We start from the raw sequence: 14133 nt of genomic DNA, 5'->3' as shown, positions 1-14133 counted from the left end.
GGAGGGGGATCAGGCGACCCAGTGCCGTTTGTAGCTGTCAGGCAGGATGCTGATAAAGAAGCGCATCACTGAGGTGGGCAGGCACCAGTACGCAAGGTTGAGAAGATACTGAGAACCGCGGCCTTTCTTGAGGTGACGTATTCCAACCACGGCGGCTAAAAGCGTGGGGCCAAAAATCCACATGTTGAGGAAAACTGCCAGCAGTGCCAGTGGCACATACAGGCAGAACTCATCAGGTGGCAGCCCCACGAACCGCTTCTGCTCGGAAAACGTAGCCGCATAGGTATACCGGTCACGTTTATCCATAAGCAGACGTTAAGCCGGAATGACGTTGAAGGCGACGTTTACGAAAACCAGCAGCGCGGCGATGCTGCCGAACAGCGCGAGGTTTTTGGTTTTGATGTAGGTGAAAGCGATGAAAGCAATCTCAATCACATACAGGATATATACAACGGCAGAATTGCCGCCGAACGTATCTGTAACATCAGTTTTCGCCCCTGCGAAGTAGTCCTGGGCGTGGGCTGGCATCACGGAAACAGCCAGGAACGCCAGTGCTGAGAGCAGTGCAGACTTGTTCAGTTTCTTCCACGCTACCGCCCCTGCCTTGCGGCAGTAGTTTAAAGACGAAGAGAGAGAGCCCTTCATAGGTTTTTTCCTCAGTTAGGGATATAATGATCAGTCGGTTGAACTATCGTTTGTTTTTGCCTGTATGGCCTTAAGTCAAATTTCTGGCTTGCCGGTTACTCCTCCTTTACAAATCTGTGGGATTGCTACAGATGCTTACGGTTTCTTAACCGGCTGACGTTTTTTTACGCTTCCGGATGGCGCACTTCAATATAAGTTATTGATCTTGCTGATCAATTTCACTTATCGTCATAGTGAGAAATTTCACTTAAGTTCCTAACCGATTGAATGAGAATGAAAAATCATGCCTGAAACTGCCGATTTGGTTGTTCTTGTCGCCGATCCGGCGGGCTTTGCGGCTGAGATTTTTAGGACAAATCATGAGGAAGCCTTAAGTGAACTACTCAATGATGCCCTTCTGCATTACATGCGTGACCCGGGCTGGTATGAGGTCACCTTCAGAGAAAACCGCTTTTATGCCTGCCAGCTGGTCACCATTCCGCTGCTCGCCTTTATTAAAAATCGCGTCCCGGCCAGACTGTTGCAGGCAACGGCCGAACGTTCACTCGCGCAGATAAAAGATTATTCAGACGTGGCCGATCCGGCCGCCTGGATAATGATTAATGCAGATTTTTTTTCTCCCCTTCCCCGCCCCGGCGTAAATCTTTGGCAGGCCCGTAAATTAAAGAACAGCCTTAATAAGGCGGTATTTACTGATCCGGGTGATATAACGGAGCCACAAAAAAAACCTGCACTGCCTGGTGTGAAATCATCGGCTGATGGTAATAAAGACGCCGTGCCTGAGAGTTTTCCCGGAAATAAACGCGGCCCCAGTGCGGATAAAATAATGGAGCGGGTCATGCTCGGCTGGCGCGTAAAAGATATATGCGAAGAACAGGGCTGTTCTGAATCTTACGTTTACAAGCTGATTAAAAAACGTAAGGGAAATTCCGCAATGGAATACCGCTGGAAGCAGTGGGAGCTGATTGCGGGCATGTATCACGCCGAGCCAAAAATGACACTGGATGAAATTGAGAAAGCCTGCGGCGTATCACGCGCGGCCATTTATCAGGCTGTCAAAAAAATAGCCGAACGTGACGGCACAGAAATTACTCCCCGCGAAAGAGAAAGAAAGCTGACGCCTGATGACATTGAGACGATAAAGAGGAAATTAAGCGAGGGCGTGCTCAGGAAGCATATTCTTGCTGAATACGACATCACTACAGAAACGCTGATAAAATACGTCGGCACAAGCGACGATTACAGACCTGTCCCGGAAGAATTAAAAGAGGATGCGGTTCGTTTACGTGTTCAGGGAAAAACACTGCAACAGACGGCCGATATTCTCGGCGTGACCGTCTCTACCGTAAAAGATGCATGGAGGGAAAAGAAAGACTCACCCGACATTCAGGAAAAACGCGTCAAGTACGATAATCGAAACGTGCTGTCTAAACGCGACCGCGATCAGGCCGTTAACGCCGTTCTGCGGGACGGAATTACCCGTAAGCAGGTTTACACGCAGTACGGAATAAATGCGCTTACCCTGCGGCGTTATATTCGTGATGCGCAGAAAAAAGAGCTTGAAGTATTGCGACAAGAGGATACTGATTCAGAGAGTAATAAAGACTGATAATCCATTTCACCTGATGCGCAAGGGATGCGCATCAGGTAATGATTAATTATTTAAAGTATTCCTGCAATTTTCCTGCAACACGCTCATTGACAGCCTTCACCCACTCCGGGTCCAGAACCATTTCATTTTTGATGACCTTTTCGGGATCGACAGTTTCTTTCTGAATGCCAAAGATAGCGTCAGTGATAAAGCCACTGACGAGCACATTTTTAGCGATAAATTCCAGCTTCTGGTCAAGTGTCTTTTCAGAGGCATCTTTATTTATTTTATTTTCATAAACACGGAGGCCGAGCTTGAACATTTCCATCACAAACGCTGATCGGTTAGCAGTATCGCGAGACTCACCGTCTTCCAGCTTTTTTTCGACGTGTGCATCAATCTTTTCCAGCAGTGAAAAAGGGATGGTAAGGTTAACCCTGTTACGCTTTGCTGAATTTTCATCATTCATATTTTTTTCTCTCTCTCATTTTAATTCACGCAGACAAGTTTCACATCGGACCAGTCCGAATGCAAAGTTTCGGGCATAGGTTTACTGGTAACCATCAGGTAACAATCGGTCTAAAATGGAGTAACCATCTGGAAACCAATGGCTGAAATTTGATTTTAACTTACTGATAATATTAAAACAAACCTTTTGGTAACCTTTTAAAAACCTTCAGGATCCCACAGGGTTACCGCATGGTAAGTTAACGCTGGTTAAATGCTCTACGATTTACAACTAACTCGCTGATTTTAAATAGTTTAATATGCAAAAATAAATTTGCGAGTGGTGTGTAAAAACCTGACTCTTATGATATTATTGAGCCTGACACCTACCCCGAACTTTTCAAATCAGGAGCCGCAATGCGTTTATTTACTTACGCTGCAGCCCTGCTGGCGACAGGCATTTTCTCCGCCAGCGTGAATGCGGACTGTTTTATTAAAGCTGGTGAATGGTATTCCATCGATCCGGACTATCTGCGCGCTATCGCCTGGCAGGAGTCACGCTATAATCCGGCAGCTGTAAATACCAACCGGACCAAAGATGGAAAACCCGGCAGCAGTGACTACGGGCTCATGCAGATTAATTCGGTCACAATGCGCCGCTTACAGAAAGAGTACCCGGGCCTCAGCAAAGAAAAGCTGCTCAGCGAGCCGTGTCTGAATATTTATATTGGTGCCATGCTGCTGCGCCGTAATTTCAATCAGTACGGCACAACGTGGCTGGCGGTGGGAATGTACAACGCGGGAATGAAAAACCTGCCGGTGACCGTAACGAACCGCTATAACTATGCGATGCTGATTGATAAACATTACAAGGCCATTAAGGCTGGTACGATCCCGCGTAAGGTATTCAACGGCTAATCAGGTTTTAGTACCGTTAAGGCCCGCACCTCCTTTTATTTTTTCTGTGCCAGACAATCTTACCGCCAGTAATGAACCCTGCGCACAGAATTACCCGATCCCGGATCAATACTGGGAACGGGTAACCTGAGTAATCCTCTTTTTTTCTTATGTGTCGCCTGTTCCCGACTTCGCGCCGGTTTATGTTTATTCGTCTCCGGTTTAATACCGCGGCGGATAACAGGCATAAAAAAGGGAACCTTCAGACTCCCCGGTGACTGTTATTTTATTTCCGCAAGAGTTCTGTTTATCTCACCCTGCACACCCTGACTGTGCCAGAAGTAATCGCGCCCGACCCGGTAAAGCTCGCCGGTATTAAAACGCGAAAGAGTTATTTCCTCACCTTCCAGACTCCCGCCATATTTTTTAGCGATAATGTCCACTGCCTTTTGCTTCATCCCGTCCGAATAATGCCGGTCGGTAAAAACGTATCCCACGCCACCATAAATTCGGTTGAACGGAGAGGCACAGGAAACGGACATATCCTGCATGCCGTCAAAATAACTGTCCTTGTACTTATCCGTTACGGCTTTTACTTCTTCCTCTGTCGGCCCGTCCATCCAGTTAATACTTACGCTGTCATAGCTGCGCTTACGAACTGAGAATTTAACACCCGGAAACCTGGCCTTCAGCTCCTTACGAATATTGGATGTTACCTGCACGGCCCCTTTTTTATCCTGAGAAAGTGCCGCATATTCCGTTGCTGTTTTTAAACGCTCGCATTCAGCTGCATAAAAGCGCTCTTCCTCCTCTTTTCTCTGCTGCTTGCGGCGTTCTTCCGACTCGGCATGTTTTACAATGCGCGCCGTTTCTTCCCCGCTTTTTATTTCCGGGAATATGCTCCACTGTTTTCCGTGCAGGATACTTTCCGGCAGCCCGCGAGATATTCCGCCGCTCTCAAACGCAATATCAAACGTGGCATTTCCCCCGTAAGATACGTAGCCCGAAAGCGACCCGACTGATGCCGGTTTCTGCTCACCATGAACGGCGAACACGACGCCCCGCCCGCGATTGTAAAGAACTGTACTGACAACCTGACCGATGACCACTGCCTGCGCATTGTGCATTTTCATTTCAGTTTTCCTTAAATCAGTTGAGACGAAAAAGCGGCCCGCCCTTACAGGCCGCGCAACGTTTTCAGAAGGGGATCTCGTTCAGAGTGGTATCAGCGGTATCAGTAGTTGCCTGATTTTCAGTCGCCGGGTTCAGGGCATTTTCCAGTGAGATAATCCCACGCGCGACGTCGCTTGCCTTGTAGAGGTCGAGTCCTGCCGCCATCGCCGCGTCAAAGTTATCGAGAAACTTCTGCACTTCCTCGCTCCGCACCTCTGAGGCCCGGCGAACATACTTCCGGCGCACTTCCTGCCATGAATCCGTGCGGTAAAAAATCTGGCCACGGCTGGCAATTAGGTAACGCCCGGCGGCCTTTTCGCCCAGGTCGTACAGCGCCGTCATGCCCCCGCCTGAGCTCGCCAGACACGGCAACGCGGTATGTCCGGCAGCCATCAGCGCGATGACATCTGTTTCATCAAGCAGCAGCGCGTCCACACCATAGCTGCCGTTTCGCGCCGGGTAGTGCTTCCCCTCTGACGGCGTGAGTTTTTCGCCGTTTTCGCCTGTGACGTGCCAGCGCGTGCGCAGATCGTTTGCACTGACGCAGATTTTTGGGCCGTTAATCCATGTTTTGGGAGATTCTGGCGTGGCGGTGTTGACGTTGACGTTATGTGTGTTCATGGCAGTTCTCCTGTGCGTGTGAGGTTTCATGTTTCGGTCGTTCCAGTCGCGGCAAAGGGCAAAGGAGCAACGGCAGGCAGCAGACACAAGGGCGCCGCAGGCGTGCATTTCACCCTTGTGTCTGATGAATGACGGTGCTACGACCAGCCCTCCGCGCCTGGAATGACCGGAACAGCCTCACCTGACGAAAAAGCGGGCATGAACACACCCCGGACGGCGGTCTTATGCCGGTCCGGTCCTCAGCGGCCACGGCTTTTTGTGGCCAGTGAACGCGCCGGCACAGCCGGCTGCAGGGGTTGACCTGGCCGTTGCCATCAGACCCCAGCCGCCAGGCCCGGAACGCTTCGCGGTCTGGCGGAGCTTACCGGCCCAGCCGGTTAGCGGAGTGGGGCTGACGACCCGGCAACGCCGGGGAGCCGGAGGGGGCCATCAGGCTGTTAATGCCGTTGACCTTCAGGGACAGGAAACCGGAGACGCAGCTGCAGCACAGCAGCAGAACAGAGAGCAGCAGGAAGCAGAGAGAGAAGACCGTGAGACAGCGTCCCGGAGAGAGAAAGCGCAGGCGAAGGGAGAGAGACGGTGCGTCAGCACCGTCTTTTCCCGGCCCGCAGGGCCGCCCGCTTTTAAAGCCGCGGCTGAAGCAGCTACAGGGCCATAGCCAGCCCCGCGCTTACTGCTTTTAACATTCTTCCAGCTCGGCCAGATAATGCATTTCCGCAGAACTGACCAGCGACGCAAATGTTACATTTTCGTCCGTTATGCCCTCCTGTTCACACAGGTGCATCAGGTTAGCTATCAGATCCTGCACAGCCGTGTAAGCTTCGTCCCCTCTTCCGTCTAAACCGGTACGCCGGGCAAATATCCACAATGCTTCGGCCGCAACCGTTGCCCGGTCCGTATTGCCCCAGATAAGTGCCGGTCGCTCAGTTCCCGCAGCCGTTGCGGCAATCTCTTCGATAACGTCCATTCGCACCGGCTCGCGCGTCCCGGTTAATTCCGGGTTTACTGTCTGGTTATCCAGTGTTAAGGTTTGCGCTGTAGACACATTGATCTCCTGTTCTGTGGTCAGTGTTTCTCTGATGCCCCGGCTTCGTCGCAGATACCAGGGGCGGAATCTGGCAGGGTTAACACCCTGCCTTTTTTCTGTTTGTTATTCCGGCTTGTACGCCATGAGACGCATCACGCGAACGCCCGTTCCTTCAAACTTGCCCTCCATTGGTTCTGACCAGCTGCAGTCCCAGCCCGGCAGCACACCTTTCCTGTCCATTCCCGCTGGCAGTATGGCCCCCACGCGCCCGCCCTCTTTTACCAGCGCAGCGGCTGCGTTCAGATGCGCCACGGCGCGGCCTTCGCTGTAGGGTGGATTCATCACCACGACGTCAAAGCGCTGGCGGGTTTCCTGCGCCCACTGCAGAAAGTCGCCTTCAGTTACGGTGTGCCCTTTGGCCTCAAGTACGCGGCAGTGCAGCGGCGAGATTTCCACGCAGGTGGTTTGCGTCTGCGGCATCAAATCCGCAAGTCCGCCCATACCCGCGCTCGGCTCCAGGCAGGTTTCGCCCTCCTGAATATTCACTTCATCAAGCAGCTGCGTTGCAAGCGCATGGGTTGTCGGGTAGAACTGGTGCGTTTTCTGATCCGGCAGCGCGCCGCTCAGCTGAATATCCTGAATTGCCGTGGTCGGGTCGTAGTCGAATTCAAACCAGGTAAATGCGTTTCTGACCATCTTCACGCCGCCAATACTTATCAGCACTTTTTCTGCCTCCGCGCGCACGCCCTTATCGAAGTCCATCAGGTTTTTAAAGCGGCGATTATTCGGGTTCGTGGTAACCGGCTGGCGTGGCTCTTCCCAGCGGTTACGCTGCTGCGGCTCTGTGCGCTCGATCTCCAGCTCGCTGAGTTCGCTCAGCACGCTGAACGGCAGCAGGTTCGACGCCAGGTTAAAGGTCTTCGACTTTGTGCGCGGCTTCTGCCGGTGCTCCGCCGGGATCGCTGCCGGATGCAGAAACGCCAGAATGTCATTAAGCCGCCAGGCCATATCGGGATGAATTTCAAGGTGGGCCGTGCCTTTCAGGAAGGCTTTCACGCGCAGCGCGCCGCCGTCGAGGGTCAGCCATTCCCCGGCACGCTTGCGGGCAATCTGCAAAATTTTGTCTGTGGTGCGGTAGCTGGTGGCATCCCGACCCATGAATTTCGCGATCACCTGGCGCAGGTCATCAATGTAGCCGGTGCGGTCGTAATTATTGCCGCCCCACTCGTCGTACACGCGCGCCATGATCATGCGCTTGCCAAAACCCTCCGGGCGGTTGGTGACGTGTTCCCCGGACAGGTTGCGGAAAATGCCATCTGTGCGCTCGGCAAAAAACTTCTCGCGTGAGAACAGCAGCTCAGATAGCGTGGCGCGTACGGTTTTCTCCTCAAAGTCCGGCGCGTTCATCTCGCGGATCTGCTCGTTCCACTCGTTGCGCCGATCGTTGGGCATGTACTGGTAAACGTCCGTCAGGTCTAACGCTTCCTGCCAGAATGCCGCATTCAGGGACGCGACCGCGCCCGGCACGCTGAACATCTCGCCCACGGAACGCCCGTGATAGCCCCGGCGGCTGCTCAGATTGCCGCTGATAAAGTGCGCCACCGCAGGCGCGTTTTCACCGCTGGTCACCATGCTGGCGATGGCTTCAATTTTCGCCCGGGTGTGCTGATAGCGTCCCAGCAGGGAATCAATCAGATCCGCCTCTACCGGCGCATAAAAGTTATCGCCCAGCAGTTCCCCCGCTCCGCCATGATCGCCCTGGCCGTTAAAAAGAGATGATTCTTTAGATTCTGAAGCCGTGGTGTTGAAGTTCTGCTGTGACATGTTGTGTCTCCCGTGTGGTTTAAGTGATGTTTCTTTGAGTTCCTCGCCGTGAGGGCAGAACAGGCAACCGGGCATCAGGCTGAACGCAGGGGGAAACGGCAAAGCCGCAGCCCGCAGGGACCGGGTGCAGCCGTTTAGCGCGCGACCCTTGCGTGAAGACGCCCGGGTGCCAGGTTTCTGCACGGCGAAGGGGTTCAGGGGAACAAAACACAACGCGGAAGGATGAACAGGGCACAGCCCCGGAACGGCACACCTCGGTGCCGGGCCGGTCCGCAGCGGCCACGTTTTTATGTGGCCAGTGAGCGCGCTGGCGCCAGCCCGCTGCAGGGGTTGCCTTTGACGTTGCCACAGGACCCCAGCCGGTAAGCACAAAGCGCCGACGACCCGGCGCTGCTGGGGCTTCGGCGGGACGATGCGTTGGCTATTATTTTTTTGTTGCGGATTGCGGGCAAAAAAATACCCGCACAGGGCGGGTTAAAATTCGTTACAGAGGAGACCTCCGCATTAACTGTAGACTGTAATGCCTGCGTTAGGTTCATTAATTGGCTGTTTAATAAAGATTTAACCTGACTATAGTTTTATTCCGGACCAGCCAGATTATTTATCACTGTTATCTTCAGTCAGCTGCCAGATTTTTTCACGAATGGCTTCCTGTTCTGTTTTATCCGCCGCGGCTTCAAGTTCACCAAACAGTGACCAGACTTTTTCTTCCAGCTCCGGTTTCTCCTGCTGTTGGCCTGAGACACTGAACTGCATGTCATCGTTCGCATAATGCTTACCGCCGTTATGTACATAATCTGCTGATTTCTCTGTCATAAATGCTCCGTTATCTGTCCGGCCGCTCTTGATGGGTGAATGCGAAAAAGCCCGCAAACGGAGCAGCGGGCAAAAATTACAAGGATTTCTCGTAGGTGCACATTTGATGCTGTCTTTGCAGCTGTAGATTCTGGCTAAAGAGTTCTTATTTGCAAGCGAGGCGCTTTACAGCGGCACAGTTTCAGTCCTTCACCATCAGGCTCCAGCCGGTAAGCGCAGCAGGGCTGTCGACCCTACCCTGCCGGAGAACCAGAGGGGCCAGCGAGGTGTTGATGCTGGTGTCCGCTTTGTGCCAGAAGCGGGCATTAACGTTTTGCTATATCAAATTATAGAAAGCAGCCCAAATTAATTAACTTGAAGTACGTTTTGGCTCTTCTGCTTAAGAATAATCTCTAAACATGAAACAAAACGGTGTTAAAGAATAAAGTTAATTAACGACTCGCTAGCTGATGCCATAATGCTTTTGTTAATGTCCTTCTTCACTAATATAAACAGGGCACTCAGGCTTAAGCCACTCAGGGGGAAACATGCGTGCTGTTATAACTGGAGCACTAATTGCAATCACGAGCGGGCTTACAGGAGCTGCGCTTTGTAATAATCATTTTTTATTCAATACCCTATCTGATTCTTCTGTCAGCGTTTCAAAAGAGCAGGCTGCTGGCTTTTGGGCTACACCAGCCGTGAAAGGCTATGGCGAGATTCACTATGACCGCAGTGCTGCCTTTCAGCCTACTCCAGACCTGAGTAATAAAATTGTTTTCAAAGTGGGCAAGGCCGGAGCTAACACATCATTGCCGAATCCGGCACTGGAAAACGTCGCGCAGGTGGTTAACCTCTATGTTGCAGCTGGGGTTCCAGTAAACAAACTCAAATTTGTCGTTGCGGTGAACGGTGGAGCAACGCCGGCGATGCTTGATAACGTTTATTATCAAAAAATATTTGGAACTGACAATCCAAACCTCAAACTCATTTCGGCCCTTCAAAGCCAGGGAGTTAATGTGAGTATATGCGATCAGGCTATCGCCTGGCATCATTATAGAAAGGAATGGATCGCTGGTTCGGTTATACATACGCCTTCCGCACTGACCACCATAACAACCTTACAAAACAGGGGTTATGCCTTCCTGGAAATGTAAATCGGGCTGCATGGTAGGCTGGAGAGTTTTGCAAGCTGGTTGCTTGCTGAAATGAATATGCTCACAAGTACCACTTCATACCGAACGATGACATTACGTCCGCTCTTCGCTGTGAGTTCAATGGGTCGATGCAACGCTATCCTTGATCAAGGGGGGCGTTGCCATGAAACGAAGAACTCGCATTTACTACACGCCAGAACAAAAGGCGATTATCTGGGACAGATACAAGCAAGGTGATTCTCTGCATGATATCGCCAGAATGTTCGACAGATTTCACTCTTCTATTATGCCTACAATCCACCAGACAGGTGGCTACCGTCCTCCCGTGCGAAAGCGGCACCGTTTAGCGCTTTCGCTTGATGAAAGAGAGGAGATATCCAGAGGATTGGTAGCAAAACGCAGCATCAGGGACATCGCTGCCAAATTATCAAGAGCTCCTTCAACGATTAGCCGCGAGATCAGGAGGCACGGCGGTGCAAAAAAATACCGGGCAGCAAAAGCCGATACTGCTGCGTGGGAAAATGCTCTGAGACCAAAACCTTGCAAGCTAATTGAAAGCCCCGCATTGTGTAACATCATTGCAGAGAAGATGCATCAGGACTGGTCGCCGGAGCAGATCGCCGGCTGGCTGAAACGCTGTTATCCGGATAGTCAGGAAATGCATGTGTCACACGAAACGATGTATAAAACGCTTTTTATACAAACCCGGGGTGCATTAAAAAAAGAACTGCAGCAATGCCTCAGAAGCAGAAGAGTCGTGCGTAGATCCAGAACATCATCGCTTAAAGGCAAAGGATTAGGGAAAATCCCGAATGCGATACCTATCAGCGAAAGGCCACCGGGAGTCGCAGACAGAGCCATACCTGGTCACTGGGAAGGTGATCTGATCCAGGGCTCGAAAAACTCCTATATCGTCACCCTCGTAGAGCGTCATTCCCGTTTTGTTATGCTGGCCAAAGTCAGGGACAATAAGACCATAACTGTTATATCTGCACTCATCAAACAAGCACAGGAGTTACCTGTTGAGCTTTATAAAACACTAACATGGGATCGAGGCGCTGAAATGACCAGCCACACTCGGTTTACTATAGCGACAGACATACAGATTTATTTCTGCGATCCTCAATCCCCCTGGCAACGCGGCTCAAATGAAAATACAAACAGATTACTCAGACAGTATTTTCCAAAAGGAACTGACTTATCGGTTCACAGCCAGCAAAGACTAAACAGTGTTGCCAGACAGCTCAACGAAAGACCGAGAAAAACGCTAGACTATGAATCACCCGCAGAGCGGTTTAATAAGTGTGTTGCATCCATCGCTTGAACTCACAGCCATAAGCGGACGTTATTCCGATAACAAAGAGCGGAACAACGAAGAATATAAATAGCTAAACTTCAGATTTTCAGTATATCAATGACGACTCTCAGTGCCGGCGACACATTGCGGTGAGGATAATACAGGAATGAACCTTCCAGGCGCTGGCTGTAACGTGGCAACGCCCTGATAAGATTGCCTTGCTCTAAATCATCAGCGACCAGTTCCTCCGGGACATAAGCCAGCCCCAGCCCCAGTCTGGCTGCTTTTGCTTCCATGTAGCTGTCAGAAAAGGCCCACTGTCCTTGTGGTCGGTGCGTTATTTTTTTACCGTCCTGAAGGAGTTCCCACTGATAAAGGCTACCATCGGCAAACTGGTAGGCTATACAAGGATGAATCACTAAATCAGCCGGTGTTTGTGGAAAGCCATAGCGACGAAAATGCTCGGGCGTAGCTACAACAACCATCTCCATGTCAGGTGTAATACGCACCGCGACCATGCCCTGTCCTACCTCCGGCCCCAGCCGCACGCCGGCATCAAACCGCTCAGCGATAATATCGACGAACCGGCTTTCACTGATGAGTTCAAGCCTGATATCGGGGTAACGGTGCTTAAATAGCGCCAGCTTCGGTAAAAGAACTTTATCAATAGCATGCTGGCTGGCATTGATGCGTACCGTACCGGACGGGGTATTCCGGTAATACGCCAGCGTGGCAAGACCCGTATCTAAAGCATCAAATCCGGATTCTGTTGTCTGATACAGTTGCTCACCTGCCTGTGTTAACGACAGCCTGCGCGTAGTGCGAACCAGAAGCTGTATACCCAGCCTTTCTTCAAGGTCACGGACAGAACGACTAACACCTGATTGTGCAAGTCCAAGACGTTGTGCCGCTGCAGTGAAACTGCCCTCCCGCACCACCTGCATAAACAAGTAGAGCTCATTATAGTTTTCCCGTTTTGCCATTTGCGCGTCCTCAGAATATCTGGCCGCAAATGATGTCTGCTGCGGCCCTTCATTTATAACAATATGCTATTAATCCTAGCAATTTTTACCCTCTAATCAGCACTATTTCTGCTACCTATAATGAGCGCATTGCATCAAAGCACAGCAGTACTCTCCGTATGAAACCGGTACCTCACTTTTCTTTTTCAGGGGAATTTAAATGAATGTTTTCACCAGAAAGCTGACAGCCGCGCTACCCGCTATGCTGCTATGCGTATCATTAAGTGGAGTTACGACAATGAGTTATGCTGACACATCTAATCCGAACTCGCCTGTTTCAATGGTAGAAAAATGGGATAAAACCTTTGCAGAGAGCGATAAGGTTGATCATCGCAAGGTGGCATTCCAGAACCGTTACGGGATCATATTAGTAGGGGATCTTTACATCCCCAAAAACCGGGGCGAACGTAAACTGGCTGCGATTGCATTAAGTGGTCCTTTCGGTGCGGTCAAAGAGCAATCAAGCGGCCTGTATGCACAGACCCTGGCCGAACAGGGATTTGTTGCGCTGGCATTCGATCCTTCTTACACGGGTGAAAGTGGTGGCTATCCGCGTAATGTCGCCTCTCCGGATATCAACACTGAGGACTTTAGCGCGGCGGTTGATTTCCTTGGATTACAAAAAGAGGTGGATCGCCATCGTATTGGATTACTCGGTATTTGCGGCTGGGGAGGCATGGCACTCAATGCGGCGGCGATGGATACACGCGTAAAAGCAGTTGCGACCAGCGTGATGTACGACATGAGCCGGGCGATGGGACATGGCGTTGGTGATGGCAAAGACCGTTATTCAACAGCCGATCGCCGTGCCGTATTACAGTACCTGAACGAGCAGCGCTGGAAAGATGCTGAAAGCGGAACTATCGCCCGCGGTAGTCACGATATTAATGTGGATAAGAATGGCAGCGTAAGCGCTTCTGAGCGAATTCTGCCGGAAACATTACCCGCGAATCCACACCCGGTACTGAAAGAGTTTTTTGATTATTACAGAATGCCACGCGGCTTCCATGAGCGTTCTGTTAACTCTAATGGCGCATGGAATGCAACGATGCCCTTGTCGTTTATGAATATGCCGCTGCTTAGCTACGCAAATGAAATCACTATTCCTGTGTTGATTGTTACAGGTGAAAAAGCGCACTCGCGCTATTTTGCAGAAGATGCCTACAAAGCGGTTGGCAGCACTGAAAAAGAGCTTGTGATCGTCCCCGGCGCAAACCACGTGGACTTATACGACAACGCTGCAGGTAAGATCCCTTTTGCCAGGTTTGAACAGTTTTTCAAAACCAGCTTAAGGTAAAAACGCAGCTCAGAATCGTTTAAAAGCCACCTGTAATACTCAGGTGGCTTTGACTCTGGATCTATCCAGATCTGACGTTACATAGAAACCTTATAATATCGCACTTCATTCTCACCCACTCTCATCGTTATTACATGAATAGCGTTTATTTCGTTTATGCCTGAAGAAGATCGGGCGCTATTCACAGGTCCTGATAATATTCATAATGCGTCATTAAACATCACAATAGATACAGGGGCGAGCCTGGCAGCAGAAGATAAATATTATGACAGGATACGCAATGGTATCCTGTCGATATTTCTACACTGTTCCGGTTTAATTGTTCCGATTTAACTTTTAT

14 protein-coding genes are annotated in these 14133 nt (G+C 50.8%); 5 read left to right on the top strand and 9 right to left on the bottom strand.

From position 1 onward, the window contains the following. Positions 1-9: 9 nt before the first annotated feature. Together traL and ACLIBF_RS20615 are read right to left on the bottom strand one after the other, a co-directional pair. Positions 10-306 carry a type IV conjugative transfer system protein TraL gene (gene traL, locus ACLIBF_RS20620; RefSeq protein ID WP_039390120.1) on the bottom strand — a complete coding sequence of 99 codons (297 nt, stop codon included), beginning with the start codon at positions 304-306 and terminating at the stop codon, positions 10-12. A 9-nt stretch (positions 307-315) separates the two neighbouring features. Then, positions 316-645, bottom strand: a complete 330-nt coding sequence (locus ACLIBF_RS20615) for a type IV conjugative transfer system pilin TraA (RefSeq protein WP_233988955.1) — start codon at positions 643-645, stop codon at positions 316-318. Between the two features lie 283 nt (positions 646-928). On the opposite strand from ACLIBF_RS20615, the gene ACLIBF_RS20610 reads away from it, so the two are divergent. Then, positions 929-2254, top strand: coding sequence for a hypothetical protein (locus ACLIBF_RS20610; RefSeq protein WP_448310454.1), 1326 nt, complete (start codon positions 929-931; stop codon positions 2252-2254). 49 nt (positions 2255-2303) lie between these two features. Here the strand turns inward: ACLIBF_RS20610 and ACLIBF_RS20605 are convergent, their stop codons facing one another. Beyond that, a complete protein-coding gene (locus tag ACLIBF_RS20605; protein WP_448310453.1) occupies positions 2304-2705 on the bottom strand; it encodes a relaxosome protein TraM in 402 nt (133 codons plus the stop codon). A gap of 395 nt (positions 2706-3100) precedes the next feature. Here ACLIBF_RS20605 and ACLIBF_RS20600 point away from each other — a divergent pair, with 395 nt between their 5' ends. Then, complete coding sequence (locus ACLIBF_RS20600; protein ID WP_448310452.1) at positions 3101-3601, top strand: lytic transglycosylase domain-containing protein; 501 nt, start codon at positions 3101-3103, stop codon at positions 3599-3601. A gap of 260 nt (positions 3602-3861) precedes the next feature. Here the strand turns inward: ACLIBF_RS20600 and ACLIBF_RS20595 are convergent, their stop codons facing one another. From ACLIBF_RS20595 to ACLIBF_RS20575, 5 genes are all read right to left on the bottom strand, one after another. After that, positions 3862-4713 (bottom strand): LPD29 domain-containing protein, encoded by an 852-nt coding sequence (locus ACLIBF_RS20595; RefSeq protein WP_448310451.1) that lies wholly within the window; start codon positions 4711-4713, stop codon positions 3862-3864. A gap of 64 nt (positions 4714-4777) precedes the next feature. Continuing rightward, complete coding sequence (locus ACLIBF_RS20590; protein ID WP_448310450.1) at positions 4778-5374, bottom strand: hypothetical protein; 597 nt, start codon at positions 5372-5374, stop codon at positions 4778-4780. Positions 5375-6053: 679 nt separating this feature from the next. Continuing rightward, positions 6054-6419, bottom strand: coding sequence for a hypothetical protein (locus tag ACLIBF_RS20585; RefSeq protein WP_448310449.1), 366 nt, complete (start codon positions 6417-6419; stop codon positions 6054-6056). 105 nt (positions 6420-6524) lie between these two features. Next, positions 6525-8225, bottom strand: a complete 1701-nt coding sequence (locus ACLIBF_RS20580) for a DUF4942 domain-containing protein (protein WP_448310448.1) — start codon at positions 8223-8225, stop codon at positions 6525-6527. A gap of 597 nt (positions 8226-8822) precedes the next feature. After that, on the bottom strand, positions 8823-9041 hold the full coding sequence (locus ACLIBF_RS20575) for a hypothetical protein (RefSeq protein WP_448310447.1): 219 nt from the start codon (positions 9039-9041) through the stop codon (positions 8823-8825). Between the two features lie 527 nt (positions 9042-9568). On the opposite strand from ACLIBF_RS20575, the gene ACLIBF_RS20570 reads away from it, so the two are divergent. Together ACLIBF_RS20570 and ACLIBF_RS20565 are read left to right on the top strand one after the other, a co-directional pair. Next, complete coding sequence (locus tag ACLIBF_RS20570) at positions 9569-10177, top strand: DsrE family protein (protein ID WP_448310446.1); 609 nt, start codon at positions 9569-9571, stop codon at positions 10175-10177. A 163-nt stretch (positions 10178-10340) separates the two neighbouring features. Then, complete coding sequence (locus tag ACLIBF_RS20565) at positions 10341-11501, top strand: IS30 family transposase (RefSeq protein WP_262287898.1); 1161 nt, start codon at positions 10341-10343, stop codon at positions 11499-11501. A 71-nt stretch (positions 11502-11572) separates the two neighbouring features. Here the strand turns inward: ACLIBF_RS20565 and ACLIBF_RS20560 are convergent, their stop codons facing one another. Then, positions 11573-12457: a LysR family transcriptional regulator gene (locus tag ACLIBF_RS20560; protein WP_110877688.1), complete on the bottom strand. Its 885-nt coding sequence runs from the start codon at positions 12455-12457 to the stop codon at positions 11573-11575. Between the two features lie 199 nt (positions 12458-12656). Between ACLIBF_RS20560 and ACLIBF_RS20555 the strand changes: the two genes are divergently transcribed. Further along, the gene (locus ACLIBF_RS20555; RefSeq protein ID WP_110877687.1) at positions 12657-13793 is read left to right on the top strand and encodes an alpha/beta hydrolase; all 1137 of its coding nucleotides are present in this window, start codon (positions 12657-12659) and stop codon (positions 13791-13793) included. Positions 13794-14133: the final 340 nt, after the last annotated feature.

It is taken from the genome of Pantoea sp. PGP6 (assembly GCF_053474785.1).
Note: the sequence above shows the minus strand (reverse complement) of the source record. Positions and strands in the feature narration are given on the sequence as shown.